Annotated in this window: 17 protein-coding genes; 6 read left to right on the top strand and 11 right to left on the bottom strand. The window is 39.2% G+C overall.

The window, feature by feature from the left end:
- Positions 1-44 precede the first annotated feature (44 nt).
- Positions 45-842 (top strand): hypothetical protein, encoded by a 798-nt coding sequence (locus VK159_RS03930; protein ID WP_324228837.1) that lies wholly within the window; start codon positions 45-47, stop codon positions 840-842.
- Positions 843-926: 84 nt separating this feature from the next.
- Here VK159_RS03930 and VK159_RS03925 read toward each other — a convergent pair whose 3' ends face one another.
- The 3 genes from VK159_RS03925 to VK159_RS03915 form a co-directional block, all read right to left on the bottom strand.
- Entirely contained in the window at positions 927-1,526 is a 600-nt protein-coding gene (locus tag VK159_RS03925) for a DNA-binding response regulator (protein WP_324228836.1), read from the bottom strand.
- Positions 1,523-2,749, bottom strand: coding sequence for a sensor histidine kinase (locus tag VK159_RS03920; RefSeq protein ID WP_324228835.1), 1,227 nt, complete (start codon positions 2,747-2,749; stop codon positions 1,523-1,525). The genes VK159_RS03925 and VK159_RS03920 overlap by 4 nt, the downstream gene beginning before the upstream one ends.
- A gap of 227 nt (positions 2,750-2,976) precedes the next feature.
- Positions 2,977-3,408, bottom strand: a complete 432-nt coding sequence (locus VK159_RS03915; RefSeq protein ID WP_324228834.1) for a hypothetical protein — start codon at positions 3,406-3,408, stop codon at positions 2,977-2,979.
- Positions 3,409-3,716: 308 nt separating this feature from the next.
- Here VK159_RS03915 and VK159_RS03910 point away from each other — a divergent pair, with 308 nt between their 5' ends.
- A complete protein-coding gene (locus VK159_RS03910) occupies positions 3,717-4,586 on the top strand; it encodes a hypothetical protein (protein WP_324228833.1) in 870 nt (289 codons plus the stop codon).
- Positions 4,587-4,701: 115 nt separating this feature from the next.
- On the opposite strand, the gene VK159_RS03905 is transcribed toward VK159_RS03910, so the two are convergent.
- Positions 4,702-5,163 (bottom strand): hypothetical protein, encoded by a 462-nt coding sequence (locus VK159_RS03905; RefSeq protein WP_324228832.1) that lies wholly within the window; start codon positions 5,161-5,163, stop codon positions 4,702-4,704.
- A gap of 301 nt (positions 5,164-5,464) precedes the next feature.
- On the opposite strand from VK159_RS03905, the gene VK159_RS03900 reads away from it, so the two are divergent.
- Positions 5,465-5,728: a zf-TFIIB domain-containing protein gene (locus VK159_RS03900; protein WP_324228831.1), complete on the top strand. Its 264-nt coding sequence runs from the start codon at positions 5,465-5,467 to the stop codon at positions 5,726-5,728.
- 380 nt (positions 5,729-6,108) lie between these two features.
- On the opposite strand, the gene VK159_RS03895 is transcribed toward VK159_RS03900, so the two are convergent.
- The 3 genes from VK159_RS03895 to VK159_RS03885 all read right to left on the bottom strand — a co-directional run bounded on the left by VK159_RS03895 (position 6,109) and on the right by VK159_RS03885 (position 7,551).
- On the bottom strand, positions 6,109-6,408 hold the full coding sequence (locus tag VK159_RS03895; RefSeq protein ID WP_324228830.1) for a GIY-YIG nuclease family protein: 300 nt from the start codon (positions 6,406-6,408) through the stop codon (positions 6,109-6,111).
- A gap of 10 nt (positions 6,409-6,418) precedes the next feature.
- Positions 6,419-6,808, bottom strand: a complete 390-nt coding sequence (locus tag VK159_RS03890) for a hypothetical protein (RefSeq protein WP_324228829.1) — start codon at positions 6,806-6,808, stop codon at positions 6,419-6,421.
- Between the two features lie 104 nt (positions 6,809-6,912).
- Positions 6,913-7,551, bottom strand: a complete 639-nt coding sequence (locus tag VK159_RS03885; protein WP_324228828.1) for a DUF6266 family protein — start codon at positions 7,549-7,551, stop codon at positions 6,913-6,915.
- A gap of 471 nt (positions 7,552-8,022) precedes the next feature.
- Between VK159_RS03885 and VK159_RS03880 the strand changes: the two genes are divergently transcribed.
- The 3 genes from VK159_RS03880 to VK159_RS03870 all read left to right on the top strand — a co-directional run bounded on the left by VK159_RS03880 (position 8,023) and on the right by VK159_RS03870 (position 12,031).
- A complete protein-coding gene (locus VK159_RS03880) occupies positions 8,023-8,235 on the top strand; it encodes a helix-turn-helix domain-containing protein (RefSeq protein ID WP_324228827.1) in 213 nt (70 codons plus the stop codon).
- A gap of 943 nt (positions 8,236-9,178) precedes the next feature.
- Positions 9,179-11,005: a hypothetical protein gene (locus tag VK159_RS03875; protein WP_324228826.1), complete on the top strand. Its 1,827-nt coding sequence runs from the start codon at positions 9,179-9,181 to the stop codon at positions 11,003-11,005.
- A 171-nt stretch (positions 11,006-11,176) separates the two neighbouring features.
- On the top strand, positions 11,177-12,031 hold the full coding sequence (locus tag VK159_RS03870) for a hypothetical protein (protein WP_324228825.1): 855 nt from the start codon (positions 11,177-11,179) through the stop codon (positions 12,029-12,031).
- Between the two features lie 214 nt (positions 12,032-12,245).
- Here the strand turns inward: VK159_RS03870 and VK159_RS03865 are convergent, their stop codons facing one another.
- Genes VK159_RS03865 through VK159_RS03850 form a run of 4 tightly spaced genes read right to left on the bottom strand, consistent with a single transcriptional unit; the run spans position 12,246 to position 18,595 of the window.
- Positions 12,246-12,860, bottom strand: a complete 615-nt coding sequence (locus VK159_RS03865) for a hypothetical protein (RefSeq protein WP_324228824.1) — start codon at positions 12,858-12,860, stop codon at positions 12,246-12,248.
- Positions 12,861-12,909: 49 nt separating this feature from the next.
- A complete protein-coding gene (locus VK159_RS03860; protein WP_324228823.1) occupies positions 12,910-15,981 on the bottom strand; it encodes a type I restriction endonuclease subunit R in 3,072 nt (1,023 codons plus the stop codon).
- A 6-nt stretch (positions 15,982-15,987) separates the two neighbouring features.
- Positions 15,988-17,184: a restriction endonuclease subunit S gene (locus VK159_RS03855; RefSeq protein WP_324228822.1), complete on the bottom strand. Its 1,197-nt coding sequence runs from the start codon at positions 17,182-17,184 to the stop codon at positions 15,988-15,990.
- 4 nt (positions 17,185-17,188) lie between these two features.
- Complete coding sequence (locus VK159_RS03850; protein ID WP_324228821.1) at positions 17,189-18,595, bottom strand: caspase family protein; 1,407 nt, start codon at positions 18,593-18,595, stop codon at positions 17,189-17,191.
- Between the last annotated feature and the right edge of the window lie 7 nt (positions 18,596-18,602).

Below are 18,602 nucleotides of genomic sequence, written 5' to 3'. Positions count from 1 at the left end.
AATGGATGTTTTATACTATTCCTAACCGTTATAACAAACGTATTATGCAAAAGCTTATTTACTCATTTCTGTTGATCATTATTCTGCAGGCCTGTAATTCAGTACCGAGAATTGCAGTTAGTGATTCTTCCATGCACACGGCTGAAGGATTAACCGTAAAAGGCCGCAATGGTTTTTTTATTAAACAAAAACTTTCATTTGGCGAATACAAAACTATCGCTGTAAACCGCTCATGGACAAAAGGAAGCAGTTGGGGTTTCAGTGTTCCTGTTCCAAACGATTGGGTGGAGCGGTTGAATATTGATTTTGTACGGAGAAAGCAAACAGTACGCTTTAGCCTGGTTGATGATGCAGGTCATCGATCAGAAGTTACTGCATTTTCAAAAGTGCGTTGGCACGATCTGTCGATTGGTAACAATCCGAATAGTATTGTAAATATCATTGGTGATATTATGCAAATTGGTGATGGCGGTGTTAACACCTATGCCGTTCGCATCATCCCATCAAAAAATGCTGAACCATGGGAAATGCTCATTGATAATAATGCAGCTCAACGCAATGCAAAAACATACACCGGGTTACTGGCTAAAAGCAAAACAGAATACTATGTAGTGGCGCCGGTGTATCAACTCATCAATAAACAAGGCAAAGCTGTGAACCTTCCTTTTGGAGGCTCTGTTGGGTTTGAATTCAGAAATGAACAGGGACAAACAGTAGCAGCAGTATCTCTCATGGAAAAGGGCACTGTCTATTTTGGTACCGTATCAAAGGAGGAAAAATTTTTATTGGCCAATGCTGCTGCCGCATTGTTGTTGCAACAAAACTTAAATGAGGGTTCCTGATTCCCAAAATAGTAAACATGTTTTGCGGGTTATCAAACAACAGCCAACTATTAAGTTGGCTGTTGTTTGATAAGAGGGGATAGTTTATAAACTTTCTTTGTTCATGATATACACTAAATGCGGAAAGTTGCTGATATTATTTTTCTGTAGCATGCGCCTGCGGTGCGTCTTCACGGTTTCAATACTGATGAAGAGTTGGCGGGCCACCTGTTTGGATGTAAGTCCTTCTGCAATCAGCCTGGCAATTTCTTTTTCCCTGTCGGTAAGATCAAGTTTGGGATAGTTACGTGTTGCCTGCCGTTTAATAAATTTATGAAAGGCCATTTGTACAGCCACCAGCAACTGTGTATCGTTATAAGGTTTCACTAAATACATGACAGGGTCGGCAGCAAACGCCTGCTGCAATGTTTTGCTGTCGCTGTAGGCTGTTAAGAAAATGATCTCTGCATCAAATTCTTTTTTCAGTTGTAATGCCAGTTCGGGTCCTTTTACATCGCCTTTGATATTGATATCGCACAATACAACAGCAGGCAGTGTATCTGCCTTGCGACAATGCATCAATGCTTCTGCTGCTGATTTGGCAATGCCCATCACTTCATATTCTTCTTCAGCCAGGAGTTCTGCAATTCCATTGGCAATGATCAATTCGTCTTCTACAATTAATATACTGTTATTCGTCATCATTCTGCTTTCATTTGTATGCTGTAACGGGTGCCTTCCCCGTTACTCAACTGCATGGTTGCGTCGAGCTGGTTTACAAGTATACTTACGAGTTTTAAACCAAAACCGCTTTCGGCCTCATCATTTTTTTTAAAGCCTATGCCGTTATCGGCAATACTGAGTTGTAATTCATCGCCTGTTTGTTCAAGCCGTATGTAAAGCTTTGGATCAGTTGTTTGTTTAAACGCATGTTTACAGGCGTTGGTCACCAATTCATTTACAATAAGACCAATAGAAACTGCACGGTCAATATTCATCGATGGGTTTGGCAGTTGCACAGTTGTTTCCACCGCAAATGCAGGCAAACCAAAACTACCGGCCAATGAAGAGGTAAGCTGTTGTAAGTAATCCTGCATGTTAACTGCCGCCAGTTCGTTATCAACATATAATTTCTGATGGATCATGGCCATCGCATCAACCCTTGTTTTACCTTCCTGCAAGGCAGTTTTTGCATGTTCATCTTCCAACCGGTTCGATTGCAGACTCATTAAACTCGATACCACCTGCAGGTTATTCTTAACACGATGATGCAGTTCACGGATAAGCGACTGGATATAAATATTCTTTTCCTGCGCATCGGCATACAATGTTTCCAATTCTTTTTTCTGCAATATTATGGTGCGTTGTTCCCTGTCGTAACTGCGCCTGAACAACCAGATCACCAATGCTGTAAAAAACAAAGTATAAAGAAGTGAGATCGTATAATCAGCGATACGCTGTGCGTTGGTGCTGTAGGGAATGATCCAGTGAGGATTATAATATTCCAGAACCAGCAGAATGATGATAGCTGCTGCATAAAGAACATAAAATATGCCCTGCATACCCGATGGTGAAATGAGCAGCAAAACCGTAAGGATCATCACCATTAAATAAATGGTGGGGCCCAGTGATGCACCGTTGAAAAAAAACAAAGGCCCCAGCACGCAAATGGTGGCAAGTAAAAAAACAGTCAACAGTGTGCGGGTAAATAATTTTTTTACACGGGACAGATAAAAAATAAACAGCGTAACTAAAGTACCCGTTATGCCCAGCATGATCGTTACCGGGTGAAGGCCAAGAATTGTATTGAAGATGGTGCCCTGTAACGAAAACACAGCCAGCACAAAACTGCTGAGGTTAAAGATCCTGTGTTCAAATGTAAAAGCTTTGTCGGTGCCGGCAATAGTATAATACAGCTTACGAAACATGGCAATCAGGGAAACGAATCTGTGAATTTGGTTGGTTGATGTTGTTTAAGTTGTGCTACGGTTGAAATTAACGAGAAAACGATTGGCGGCAAGTATTTGTTTTATTATTATGTATGATCGTTCTGGATAGAATAGGCATGTATGATTTTCTGCTGCCGGAACCAATTTTTGAAGCAACGTCTTCCTGCTTAGACGTTGCTTCAAAAACGTAACCTTGGTTAAACAGCTTACTCTTTTTTTTCAGCTAAGCATTTCGTGTCTTCCTTACATTTTTTCAGTTTTACTTGCGCTGTGCCGGAAGTAATTTCCTGTACATAGAGTTTGTCTACAAAATATTTGTCAACATAAACCATCTGTATATAGTAAGTTTTTCCTTCCTCTAAGTCAAGGACGATCCTTTCGGGATATTTAGCCTCTTTCTTACCCATTGTTTGTGCATGAAAACTATGTACACCTGCACTTACTTCGTGTACCGAATAGCGGTTATTGTTGAGGCGGCACACAACGGCCGAATCAATAAAGGCATTAAACCCCAGTGCAAAGCCCGGCATACCCGTTTCACGGATGAAATAAACGGTGGCTTTTTTATCCTGCGAAAAACTACAAACCGGAGCTGATGCTGCAAGCGCAACTACTGCAAGGAAAATAATCTGTTTCATTTGATGGTAATTTGATGTGATGAATTGAATGAACCATACAAAACTCTCAACCACAGCGGCAGAAACCTAATTGATGATTGCGTAGCAACATCCTTCATTTGCATTTATTGCCGTAACTGCAAAAAGAAAATAATAGCGAAATGATAATTGCAAAAAACAAGTTACCCTCATGCCTGAATTGCATAATTCCGTAAAACAAGTTTGCGCACCCCTGTATAAAAAATAGTGCTGCCTGTGTAGCTTTACAAATGTGAAAACCTGCTGTGTGATCAAATGTTATTCCTGAATTTTTTAAACAGTTCGTCATCATGCATTCGTTAAAAACAATTGCTAAATCCTTATTGGTTTTTACTTTATGCTGTAACGGCTTGCGCTCACAGGCGCAGGATTTTTCGGGTACATGGGAAGGTAATTTTGGCAAGGGAAGTGATATGGTGCAGCCTGAAAAAATTATTATGGAGCTGTTTAAAAAAGACGACACCTTATACAGCGGGGCCACACATCTTTACTACCGCAAAGAAAAATATGAACATTATAAAGTAACTGCCCGCTTCGATGTAAAGACAAACAGCCTTGTTGTTTCAGAAGACAGTGTACTCAGCTTCAAACTTATGTTTGGTGCAACACGATCTGCAGGCACGTATAGCCTGAAGACGGAAAATAACAGTAACGGCAATGCACTCTGGGGATACTGGACAACCAACCAACGTGTTTTATTTCAATACAGAACCGTTACAGCACGTTTTGCCAGGAAGTTGGATACAACTGCAATAAATGAAAATGCAGACGTTACAGCTACAGCCCCTGTTAAAAAAGACAGTGTGCTCGATCGGTATCCTGATATTCAGAGCCTGGTGGAAATAGATCCGAAAACAGAAGATACCATTAAAGCGGAGATTTATGACAATGGTATTATTGATGACGATTCTGTTTCACTTTATTTTGATGATTCACTTGTTGTTTCCAAACAACGGATCACTGATAAACCTTTGTTGTTTATGATACCTGTGAAAAACATGAAGGCCATCAGTAAACTAAAACTTGTTGCTGAAAGCCTGGGCTCGGTTCCTCCCTGTACAGCACTTCTCATTGTCACAACCGGCACAAAGCGGTACGAGATCAATCTGTCAAGTAACTTCAGTCAAAATGGAGTAGTTGAATTCCTGTTAAAAGAATGAGCCGTTGATTTGATGCCTGTGCAGTTTTCTCAGCTAATGTATAGCGCATCATTGCTCAACCTGCAGTTTACTGCGCTGCACAACGTTTCCTGTTTAAAAAATTGGATGAGCCGGTTTATTGCTTTTCCTCTTCTTCTTTTTTGCGGCCTATTTTCATGAACAGTAACATGGAATTACAAACAGGCATGCCTTCCATTATTTTCATAAACCTTTCGGTATCTTTTTCATCGAGATTATCGATACTGTTTTTAGGAAAGTATTTTTCTGTTTTTTTCTGGCATACATTAATTGAGTCGATAAAACCTGTTTGCATAAAAGAAAGGCTTTCAGCTAAAGCAGTCTGCTCGTCAACCGAAGCAGCTCCCATCCATTTTATCAATTCGGCTTCTGCTTCTTTTTCTCCTTTTGCATCTATTGTTTTCATCATGATCAGTAATTGCGGATGCAGTTTTTTAACAGCCGGTTCAATACAAGTGCACATAGCTGCAGCAGCTTCTTTCATTTGTGCATCAGTCATCGTTTGGCTGTAAGTAACCGATGTGAAAAACAGGAAGGTAAGCAGTGCAAAAAGTTTCATGTAATTGATTTTTGTAAACATACAAAAAAGCGGTTAGTGCGCCCCTTCTGCAACAGCTATTTTGTATTCGTAATTGTTTTCACTTAAACAAAGAATGGAAGCCATCAGTTGTTTAGTGTTTCAAATGAAACTGTGCGATCTGTTTAACGGTTTTTTCATAGCCGGTAAACGGTGTTGCACAAAAGATGATTTAACAGGATTATAACTTCATTAGGCAGCTGTGCGATGCACCCCTTACCTGCAGCAAACAAGGGACGGCGTAAATTTGCAACTATTATAAATCACAAAAAACGATTGTAGTATGAAATGTCCTGTTTGTACAACTGTTGATCTTGTAATGTCGGAACGACAAGGAATTGAAATTGATTATTGCCCTACCTGCAGAGGTATCTGGCTCGACAGGGGAGAACTCGATAAGATCATCGACAGAGTAGTTGCCAGTGAAAAAAGCAATATACCTGTTAACCCTCTGCCAATGAACAACTACAGCAACGATTATAAGCATCACGATAAACATCAGTATAAACATCACAAGAAACATTGGCTGAATGATCTTTTTGATTAAAATATAATGTTTCTTTTTTCTTAGCGAATAGTAGTAAATCATTTTGCGTTTGCTGGTTCAGTTATTAATCAGACGCAAAGTAATTATGTGAAGAATTTTCCGGAAAACAATTTCAGTCTCTAATCGAAACGTCATTGCGGGCGTGAGGACTTTTTGTGTTGGCTTTGTGCCGAAGCAATCTGTTTTGTATTGATTGAAGGTCAGATTGCTTCGTTCCTCGCAATGACGAAACCCCAACCGGAGCGTCATTGCGAGGGTTAATGGGTTTGTGCGCTGGTTTTGTGCCGAAGCAATCTGCATTGTATTAATTGAAGATCAGATTGCTTCGTTCCTCGCAATGACGAAAGAGGAGCATCATTGCGCCAGGACAAGTTGTTTATTCACCAATGTTTAATTTCTTCCCATAAATCTTTCCATTCAGGATTCATCTGATTGATAAGCATTTCTTTGTGCTTTCGATTGCCACCTTTGATTCGTTTTTCTTCTTCAATGGCTGCTTCTATCGTTTCATAAAAGCAATAGTATACAAGCTTGATGCAATTGTAGGTTGCTGTAAAAGAATTTGGATTCATCTTGTTTTTATGTTGTAAAACTCTTGACACAAGATCGCTGGTTACTCCTGTATAAATTGTTGTGTTATTCAAATTACACATCATATAAACGGAACCTCCTTTTGCCATGCTGGTGTTTTTAACAAAGTAGTTTAAAAGAAGAAATTACACAAGTGTGTATGATGTTTGTTTTCCAATGATCAGATTGCTTCGTTCCTCGCAACGACGAAACCCCAACCGGAGCGTCATTGCGAGGGTTAATGGGTTTGTGCGCTGGTTTTGTGCCGAAGCAATCTGCATTGTATTGATTGGAGATCAGATTGCTTCGTTCCTCGCAATGACGGAACCCCAACCGGAGCGTCATTGCGAGGGTTAATGGGTTTGTGCGCTGGTTTTTGCCGAAGCAATCTGCATTGTATTGATTGAAGATCAGATTGCTTCGTTCCTCGCAACGACGGAACCCCAACCGGATCGTCATTGCGAGGGTTAATGGGTTTGTGCGCTGGTTTTGTGCCGAAGCAATCTGCATTGTATTGATTGAAGATCAGATTGCTTCGTTCCTCGCAATGACGGAACTGCACAAAAAAGGCTGCCCTCACCGGCAGCCTTTTTAGTTGGTTGTAAAAAGCACTGTTACAGCACCGTTAGTGCACCTGTATAAATGCTGTTGGCAATGTTCTTTCCATCGGCTGAAATAAAACCGATAAATGTATGCACCTGCTCGCCGCTGAAACTGCTTACAGCAAATGCATCGGTACCTGCACTGCGCACTGCACCTGCAGTAGTGTAAATACATTGGTTGCGTGCAGGGCAATACACCACCAGTATACTGGTATCGGTAGCCTGTGCACGGCCAACACCGGTATTATCAGTCCACTGGAAACTAACGGTGCCGGCTACCGTACTTGCAGCAGAAGGGTTACCGGCATTTGGTAAATCGCCACGACTTACTAACGCCAACGAATAATCGATCGTGTAAGCAGGGTAGGCACCCGCAATGGCATTCCTGAGTGTGTAACGCATGGCATTGTTAAACCCCGTCATTTCCACTGCAAATTCACGGAAGCTGGTAGAGAGCAAACCCGTCATTGGTTGCAGAAATTTCATGGTGGTTGAAAACTTTGCCTGTTGTTCAAGCTGCGGTTGTGTAAAGCTGGTGCGGCGGCTTGTGCTTTGGCTGCGTACGTAGCTGATGCCTTTCCAGCTACCGCCAATTACGGTACCTACTGTACCACTGATGGGACCTAAGATCCCTTTGTTAATAATAGCCATCTTTTGTTGTTTTTTAAGGTTTGGAATAAAGTTTCTGTCAACAGCCTTTTCCTGCAGCGCTCACAGTACGGGGCTGTTACTTTCATTTAAAACTCATCGTCTGCAGCTTTTGTTATGCAGCGGTTACGCTTTGCCGCTTGTTGCATTTTGTTGCACAGGCCTGCACTGCTTTACCTTGGTTTGCTTTTCAGCTATGGCAGGCCGTTAGTAAGGAGCTTGTTCGGGTTTTGTTCGCATCTTCTTCGCACCTTTGCCGTGTTTTGTTCGGATAACTCCGAACAAGACCCGAAGAAAACCCGAAGAAAACCCGAAGCGGATACGAACAGACTGTAACCAAACACGCAGCAGTTATATCTGTATTAACCCGTTTATAAATTTTCCGTGCACAGGCAGTCAATCCGGTGTTGTAACCCTTGCAAAAACAAAACGGGCTTCTTATTTTACTTTTCATAAACTAACCCAACAACTTACATGGAAAAACACGAACCATCATCGCAACTGCCCATTACATTGGATGAACCGATGTATGACAAGCAGGACATCCTGCAACTCTTTCATATCAGTAACCGCACACTTGTTACCTGGCGAAAGAACGGCATCATCCCTTTTCTGCAGATCGGCGGAAAGATTTATTATCCCAAGAAATTAGTGGAAGCGCAACTGGAGAAGTACAGGAAGAGGTGAGTGGGTAGCCGGTAGTGATGAGTGGTGAGTGATGAGTGATGAGTAATGAGTAATGAGTGATGAGTGATGAGTAACTGGTGGTCCGTCGTCTATCGTCAGTGGTCTTTTTAACATCAGAAATCATACATCCTAAATCAGCCATCATAAGTTGGTGGTCCGTCGTCTATCGTCCGTGGTCTTCTTAACATCCTAAATCCTACATCCTAAATCAGCCATCATAAGTTGGTGGTCAGTTGTCTATCGTCCGTGGTCTTCTTAACATCCTAAATCCTACATCCTAAATCCTACATCCTAAATCCTACATCCTAAATCCTACATCCTAAATCCTACATCCTAAATCCTACATCCTGAATCCTACATCGCTCCGAAAGGGTGTTTTCACGGTTTTTTATGTTCCTGTGCTGCCGCATCTTAGCAGTGCATCGTTGTTATAGATTTATCAGAACGGTTGCTCGCTACCTGCAAACACTTTGGTTAAGTACTGTGGTTACAGGCAAAACAATTCGGTTGTTTTGAGGCGGAGCAATCGTTTTTTTTCGTTTGTTAATGAGCGTTAGTGTGGTAAGAAATTACTCCTTTGGGGGTATAGCAGTTGAACAGAAACTTTGTTCTTTTGCAGCGGAAACGTATTTCTACTATTGCTAATATAAAATTCGTTTTCGATTTTTGATCTTGTACCGATAAGATATCCGTGTTCCTCTTTTAACTGCCCAATTCCACTACCTGCCTGAAAGCCGCAACTGTTGTTACAGTTGAATCACTTAAACCAAAACTATACATTGTTATGAATTTCCTTCACAGAAGAAAAGAAAAATGCATTAGAATTTTTTTGTGCTTATCAAGAATAAAGGAAGGTTTTAATAGTCAAATTTTATCGACATAGTCTTTATTTTTCTTTGCCCAAAAAGCTCAATATTAGATTTCATCAATTAAAAAACTTAAAATGCCACAAAAATTTGTTGTTAATTTTATATTATTTTTTCTCTTGGCTTTAAATGTAGCCCTATGCCAATCAAACGCAACTAAAAGATGGCTTAAAGAACAAGAAGAAGAACAAAAGAAAAATTTTCCAGCTCCTTTACCAGCTCCATATCCTGCTCAATCGCTTGGTGAGAAAATCCAATCGTTGTATGAACTCCAAGCTAGAGAGGCATGTGGAATAGTTCGTTCAGATAATAGGTTGTATATACCAAAAGAAATTCAATCTGGTTATGACGATAAAAGATTAAGAACGACATTTATTTATGATTTACCAATTTCTGCAACAAATCTCCTGTTTTTAGCATTGACGCCATCTGATATAACTAAAATCACAAATAGCACATTTAATGAGCAAGAGTATGTAAATATTAAAAGAGTCATCGGTTTAAATGATCAATTAATAAATTTTGGTCAATCTGTATTAACTCCTATTAGTGGTTTTCCAAGTTTGTTTTATCAAAAATCTTGCGGAAGTTATTTTGTTGGAGATGCTGGAATAAAAGTTAAAGCTCCTGTTGCTGAGCTTGAGGCAAGTTTAGATGCAGAAACCAAGAAGACGACTTCTATAACAACCGTTACAGGTAATTTTTTTAGTCCTTTATATCTTATTTTAAGACAAAATACTGCACAGTCTGTGTATGCTCATTTACTTATTTGGGAAGCATATTTGTATCAATATAAAAACAGTCCCAAAAATTCAGAATATTTATATGAAAAGGGAAAATATATATCTGAGTTTAAAGCAACGCTAACTAATAGGGCTATAAACTCCAATCAAAGTATAAATATGAATGGCAGATTATCATCCAATATTTCGCTGGGAGTTTTTAGTGCGAATGGTAATATAAATGCCGGTATGGAGAACAAGGTAGCGTTTGAATTAAGAGACTTTAATACATCAATTCACAAGTTGTCAAATGGAAACCTAAGCTGGGATCTGACAAATTTACCTAGGCCAGAAGAAATTAATCAAAAATTACAAAATAGTACAAGCTTTAATGCTCAGCCATCAATGAATGGGTTTGCATCACATTTATTGCCGACAGAAATTACAAGAATTTTAGCTGGGGTACCTGCTTCGTTATGTGATAAAAATTCATGGCAAATTTCACCTAATGGTTTTAATACGAATATATGGCAACAAGCTCCTAAAGTAGTTTCTACACATGTTGTTGCAAAAGAAAATTCATTGCCTGAATGTATTTGTAAAATAACCGGATTTCTTAGAAAAGATGCAATTGAAAATGCAGCAAAGTCCAACGGGTTTATTGAATTAATTTTAAAGCTTAATAATTCCGCTGACATTGCCGGTAATAAATTAAGTTTAGATGTGATAGAGCCTGTCGTTCGTGTAACTGACAATCCTAAAGTCGTTAACATAAATAGCGAATCAATAAACGCCAGCCGTCAGGAAATAAAAACATCGAATAAAATTCAATACAACTATCCTATTCAGTTTATAATAAATTCTACTGGAATTAAACTTACTGAGCCATATAAGATTTCAAATATTCAAATTGAATACGTAAATAAAGAAAGCGAAAATCAATTATTTACAATATTTAATGGACCAATTATAAATGGCAATACCATTTCTTTAGATGTAAGAACAATTGAAAAGCCGCAAAATTTTATACAAGAAGGACAGTTAATAGTTGCAATAAAAATAAAATTCAATATAGAGATATCGGGAGGAACAACAACTCAGCTTGTAACAAATACAATAAATTTAAGTTTACCTAATTTAGTTGAAAAGGTTGAAGTTAAGTCTAATTTAAGTGGGCAGTAGCTGTAAGTAATTTTTTGTTCCGTAGTTCTTTATATCCAAGAAAACATTTTTTTTCTTTTTGTAAAACTCAGTCCGATTCTATTACAGTGATGTGAGAAAAGCTTGTCTTTACTTTCCACGCTGTAGCAACTTACTATTCAAATAAGATCAGGACTTTTAAAAACAAGCAAAATGAATAAATTAGTCCTGGTTTTATTGATCGTTTTTTTTTCTAAAGCAATTTTCGGACAAGAAGCCGCTAGTTTGTTCGATAAAAAAAATATGGAATATAAAGGAAGTAAATCAGAGCAGGCAAAATTGCTGTTAAGGAAAGTTGGCATTTTTGGAAAAAAAAAAGAAAATCAAGCAACTATTGATACAGTTTTTCTTGCTTTGTTAGACAGCCCCTTAAATTTTACAGTTTCGGAACTTAGAAGGTATTTGCTGACTATTAAAATTTCTGAGAATCTAATAGGAGGAAATTTGGATGGCGAAATTTCTTGGATTTATCTAAATGGCAAAAAAGTTTGTGCTCGATATTTTGTCATTCATGACGTAAGTGCGCCAGTTTATAAAAATCATTTTCCAGAGAATATTAACGATACTACATGGAATTATAACAAGCCTTCAATATGGAAAAAAAAGGTTGCCCATACATATCTAACCAGAACAGGGGGGGTAAACTCAGTGGCAGATTTTTCTGAGGGAATTCGGGCAACCAAGTTTGAATTAAAAGTACTGGGCAAGCAATCAAGAGGGCTTTTTATTCATATTGAGCTTATTCAGCCAAGGGTTTATCCACCTGGAACAAGTGTCAGTGCTCCGATAGCACCAGACCCCGGATTCACACAAATACAATACAGGATGTTGGCTTTACTATACATTTGTGCAAGTGTAAGAAAAGGTGAATGGTTGGTGCCTGCTTATCATGCTATTATTGATGAAGGGTTAGACGATGGACATGATGATCCGCAAAGATTCGATTTGCTAAAATTTACAAATGAGATAATAGTGTTGACTAGGGAACTGGAATTAATCAAAAACTAGCCTATTAAGCAATATGAAGATAGATTCTACTAAAGAGTACTCGCCAGTGTTATTTTTTTTACTAATGGTGTACGTACAAATCGGTTTAATTAGATTTTGAATGGTGCAAAAAAAGCAATTGATGAAAACAGTTGCTTTTCCATAGCTTCTCTCTTTGCCCATCTGAAGAGCAAGGCGCCTTAATTGCGATTAAATTTTGTAAGTAAAATAGATATTAGTCTCCAAAGCTATTTTTTCCAATCAATGGTTTAAGGGATGATTGTATGGCCGCTTCTATGTCAACTGTTATATCAATGTGATCTTCATTAAGAATATGGCAATAAAAAGTTATCGAGAATTTTGACTGGGAAGTACCTAATACATTAACAAGATTTAGAGCGCCTGTTCTTTTTGAACCAAAGCCTAAATGTTGAATGAGCCGTTGATGCACATTACATTTTCTACTTCCAACATATAAACATTCTGTTTCATTAAAAGTTTTAGGCACATGACTGACATTTCTAAATCCTTCATCCCTCACTCCTTTACTTTTAGCAACCTCTGCATGAAATTCCTTGCTTTGTTTGTACAATTCATGTATGAGCTCAATATTTCCTCTGGCAATTATAAAATAGTACACAGCCGGTAGATTTCTATTGCTCAACAAATTCTTGTAAATGGGTAACTCTTGCCATTTGTATTTATTTTTTGAAAGAGCAATTGTATTTATAAGCTCCCAATCAATTTCAAAATTTTCTGCGTTCGGCAAGTTGAAGTCATTAAGCTTATCGGCCTTTAGCCTCAGCCTATCTGCGTGATTTTTGAACATTTTGGATGATAGCGACTTCATTGCACCATTATCTAGTTTATGATTTTTAATTTAATTCTTAGAGTTATCCCTACGCCACCTCTTCCTCCCCAAACCATTCCTTATACCTTGCCTCTGCCTGTTCCATAATCTCATCCAAAATATCCTTTAACTCCTGGCTTACGCCTTTCTTCAACAAGCTTCGTTTTACCGCCAACAATATCTGTGCTTTGGCATCAGGTTTTTTATACCAATCGATCTGTAAGTTCTTTTTAATGTTGGCGGTAATTTCTTTTACCAGCTCCTGTATCAAGGAGAAATCGCTGATGGCTGTTTTGTGCTTGGCCAGTATTTCATAAAAGGCTTCTTCCTCTTCGGTAAAGCCGAGTTGTTTGCGGCGGTTATCTTCCTCCTGCATGTCGCCTGCCACTTCACGGAGTTTTTGCAGTGCAACCAAGCTGTCAAAGAAATGATTGTGATAATCATTAATGATCTTTTCTACCGATTCTTTCAGCTTGCGGTATTTAATGAGGTTGCTGTTGGCACGTACTTTTATTTCGTTGTTGATGATCTGGCGAATCAATTCCAGTTTCAGTTCATTACCGCTTTTCTTTTCTTTGGCTGCGGCGAGGAAATCATCATTGATGATGGAAATATCAAACTTCGGAATACCGGCCATCGCAAATACATCCACCACGGCTTCGCTTTCAATACTGCGGTGGATGAGTTCTTTGATCTGTCCTTCTTTCTGACGAATATTCGTTACAGGGTATTTGATCTTACGCACCGCTGCACCCACATGCTGGAAGAAAATAATATCGAGTGTAATCTCTTCGATCTCATCATGACTTTTTATAATCGGCGCCAATCCACTCAATCGTTTTTCAAACAACAGGAAATCTTTGCTGCGTTCTTCTTCAGCCACAATACTGTTTACCACAGTGCTGATCAAACGTAACTGATCACCATTACTCATACTCATCCACCTGCTGTAATCGGTGCCAGCAGGCAGCAATGCTTTTAACGCAGCAATTTCATCCTTTGCCATTTCAAACGCTTCCTGCACAGGTATGGTCACATCACCGCTTCCACCACTGCCGGTATATTTTTTGGTAGCTGCACTCAGGTTATCACCAATGCCGATATAATCTACAATCAAACCACTGGGCTTATCCCTGAACACCGTACTCACACGGTTGATGGCCTGTATCAGGTTATGACCATTCATGATCTTATCAACATACATCGTATGCAAAGCAGGATTGTCAAAACCCGTAAGCCACATATCCCTTACGATCACAATCTTCAATGCATCATCCGGATCTTTAAAGCGTGCCTTCACGGCTTCCATTGCTTCTTTGGTGCGTACATGCGGTTTCCATGCCACCGGGTCTTTGGCAATATTGGTGGTCATGATCACAGCCACTTCAGGGCAACCTTCCAATGCAGTAATGGCATCATACATTTTTACACAGTTGCGGCGGCTCATACATACAATCATGGCCTTGCCTTCGAGTGTGCTGATGCGTTGTAGGTAATGTTGCAGGATGTCTGTTGCCACTTCCTCTACACGTTCCGCTGCACCCGCAGCATCTTCAGCAGCAGCCCACAATACTTTGTTCTTCTGGTTATCGGTTAAGCCTTCGGTAATTTCTTCGGCTTCTTCTTCAATGTTTGTATTGGCTAAATGCAGTTTGGCCAAACGTGGTTCGTAATAAATAGGCACCACCGCTTTGTCTTCCGTAGCCTGTTTAATATCGTAACGGTGAATGATCTCACCAAACACGGCTTCTGTATCGGCATCCTTACTGTCCACCGGTGTGCCGGTAAAACCAATGAACGAAGCATTCGGCAAGGCATTGCGCAGGTTGCGTGCAAAGCCCTGCAGCAAACCATATTGTGTACGGTGACATTCATCGGCAATCACAATAATATTTTCTCTTGTACTCAGCTCCGGATGTTTGGCTTCTTTCCCATCTTCGGTTTCTTTTAACCGGAACTTTTCAATGGTACTGAAGATCACACCACCACCATCGGCACTTAAGAGTTTGCGTAAATCGTCGGCACTGCTGGCTAACTGCACATCGCCTACTAAATCTTTAGCGGCTACAAAATCTTCGTACAGTTGTTTGTTGAGATCAAAGCGATCGACCTGCACGACAATGGTGGGATTTTTTAATTCAGGTAACTGGCGCAATATGCCTGTATAGATCGCCATGGTAATACTCTTACCACTGCGGGTGGTATGCCAGATCACACCAATCTTACCATCGCCTACAGGACGGATCGATGCTTTTGTTTGCTCCAGTGCAAACTGTATTCCGAAAAACTGGTGATACTTGGCGCCCTTCTTAATGAGCTTTCCTTTATCGGGTTCGTGGAAAATATAAAAGCGGATGTATTGCAGCAAACGTTGCGGCAACAGCAAACCGTTAATGAGTGTATCTAATGCAAAATCGTTACTCACGGTGTTGATGCCATCGGTACTTTTCCAGGCGGCAAACCATTCGAAACCGCTGCTGTACATACCATGCAGGGTAGTAGCCCCATCGCTGATGATGGCAAGTGCATTGTATTCGAACAGGGCAGGAATATCTTCAATATAATGCTGCACCTGGTTAAAGGCATTCTCCACTGTTGCCTCTGCATCGAACATGTTTTTAAATTCAAACAACACCAACGGTAACCCATTAATAAAAATCAGCAGATCGGGGCGGCGTTTGTTACGGCCTTCAATACTGAACTGGTTCACCACGAGAAAATCATTGTTCTGCCAGTTATCGTAATCAACAGGATAAAAATGTTCGAACTGTATTTTCTCCTCCCGGGAGCCGAAGGTCCCGATCGAAGCATCGGGAGGGTTAGGGGTGGGCGTTTTCCACGACTTACTAATTCCCTTACTTAACTTCTTATGAAAATCATGATTGCGATATTGCAGATCGGTGCCTTTGTTATACAGGAATTCCTGTTTCACCTCGGCGAGTAGTTTGGCCGGCACATGGCTGTAGCGTTTTTGCAGGAACTGCTCCAACCGATCTTCGAGCACCACTTTGGTAAGCGGACGGTGAATGTCGGCTCCATGCGAATAGCTGTAACCGTTAATGGCAGTAAGCCATTCAATAGCGGCATCTTCAATGGTACTTTCGGCGAGGTAACGACTCATGGATTTCTAATTTACGTTGATTTCTCCACTCATGAGTTTGGGGAGAAGGGTGTCACGAAGTTTTGAAAGCATAAGATTTTCCTTTTCATTATTTTCTTTTTTATGATTGATTAAATCAACGGTAAGGAAATATTTTTTCAAAGCATCATCGGAAGGAATAATAATTTCAATTCCGGTTAGTTCTTGCGCATTAGCATTTGGCTGAGCCGAACCTCCTAATATTGAGGCGACATAATCAAAATATACATTTTGCCGAAGAAACTTTCCAACATATGTTGCAAGCATGGGGTTTTTAAATTGCACCCTTATCAAGTATGATGCAAAGACTGCGTTCGGAGGATTGAGGACATGTATATTTTCACCTGTAGATGCTCCTGTCCTTGCTATGAAAATATCATGCTTCATAATTTTATATTTCTCGAAATCAGCATTATTTGCTTCGCAATAAGGAACCTCATCCCAATTTATTTTTCCTTCTTGTATGTCTGTTATTCTAAGAAACTTTGGTCCAATTGCTTTTACTGAAGCACTTTGTGTAAAACCATACTGAATTCTTTCTGCAACGCTGCTGATTGGTTCTTTTCTCCAACCCTTCGGCAGGTTATCGGGATCAATATCTGTTACAAAATATTTTTTGAAGAGTGTTTGTGCCATTTGCTCCAGTGTGTGGTTGGTGCGGCGGTTGAGTTCTATTTTGTCGTCGAGTGCAGAGAGGATGGAGGCGATGCGGGTTTGGGTGGGGAGGTCAGGAATTGGTAACTCTAATCCTGCAATTGCTCTTGTGTTGATTACGTCTTGAACTGAGCCAGTCGACTGAGAAAGTATTAACTCTCGTGTCGCAGGAGAATTAATCAGGTAAAGTAAGAATTTAGAATTTGCCTTAGCTTCATCTGGCCGGATAATTACGACATTTAAGCAGTTAGCTTCAGCTTCTAATTCATACATCGATGCTTTGCCATTGTCTCCATGTCTTGCTATTAAGATGTCATTCTTTTTAAGTTGTGATTTTTTATTTCTATCATGAAATTCTTTAGATATGTATTGAACCGCCGAAAGATCTAATTTAAATAGATTAAGATTTGTAGTTCTGATCATCATAACGCCATTGCCTTTTTCAGTGTAGTCTTTCTGGCAACTACCTACATATCCAACACAAATGCGTTCGGTTATTGCTTCAAGTTTATGTTTTTCCCAGTCGTTCATTTTTTTAAATTAAGATAAGCCGTTCTTTAGGATAAAATCTTTCTAAAATTGTTTTTACGTCACTTCTCAACATATCATCTTTATGCATTTTTAAAATCAGTAACGGCTTCTTTTTACTTGTTCTTTCAAGTAGGTAATCAAAAAGATTTCGGTAAAAACTTAATGGTGTAATAGTTTTTGAGATATCTAAAAGTATTTCATCGCATACTTCATCAAAATCATATTTATTTAATTCCCTTGTAGCTAACATAGTTGCCGATGGTAGCTCAATATGGCAAGGATTATTTGTGCTTAAACTAAAAATACTATCGTTAAATTCTAATTCGATAATATTAGGGGTTCCTTCTGTGTATTTAGTAGCTACCTTCCCGTTGTACTTTTCAAGAAATATATTGTAAGTTCTCACGCCATAGTGGTCGTCTTTTTCTTCTGCGGTAAAAGGGTTAAATGCTATTTGACTATTGTCAACAACTTCAATTTTATTTCCAGTAATTGAAATGCTTATCGATTTCGAGTAATTATGTTTGAAAATATTTAGCACCATTTCAGAAAGAAATTGTCCAAGGTCTCTTCTGAATTCATCTGTCATATTTAGTTGAGGTTTCAATAAAAAATTAACCACTTCATTCTCATCATTTGTATGATCAAGAGATATCTTGCATGAAGTCATTAGTGTCCCACTTCGCAAAAAGCTAAAAGGAAAATATCCATGAGATTGAGATTGGAAAAATGGAGTTTGCTGGTAATCGCCAGAGAGTGAAATTCGTTTAGCTGCATATTGGTGGATGTCGAAAAGTGAAGCAGCTAAGGTGTCTTTATCATAAATGTTGCTATTGTCAATTGCTTCACAAAGATATTTTGTATATACGCTGCCATTATACTTGCCAAATGCTCTGGATTTTTCATCCTGTTTGCAAGAGCATAGAAAGTAGGTTCCATTTGACTTCGCTATATAACGTTGATTATAATAGGAAACCATTGCGCTTGCTTCTTCTGTGCTTTTAATGTCAATGCCAAACCCCGAATGACATGCATCGAGTATAATTATGCTGTTTGAGGGGTTTAAACTGCTTAAATGATTAAAAATTTCTTGAACGGACACTTGAGTATCATGAAATTCTAATTTTGTTTCTTCTTCAAATTTCCCATGACCTGAGAAATAGAATTGAATTAAATCTACTTCTGCAATGAATACTTTTTTTATCATCTCAACAGACTCTAAAAATTGCATATAGATGTCTTCTATTGGATTCTGGTTCGTACTTACTAAGCAAATGATATTCTGTTCATTGAAGTCACATTGATTGACAAGTCTTTGCCTTATTTGATATACGTCTTGGTTGCAGTAATGAAGTTCCTGCTTTTTATAGTCATTGATTCCGATAAGTAACGCATATCTTGTCGCACTCATAGTTGTA

The sequence above is a fragment of the Lacibacter sp. genome (genome assembly GCF_035299325.1).
Taxonomy (GTDB): Bacteria; Bacteroidota; Bacteroidia; order Chitinophagales; family Chitinophagaceae; genus Lacibacter.
The sequence above is the reverse complement of the archived record's forward strand: the minus strand, read 5'-3'. Positions and strand labels throughout refer to the sequence as shown.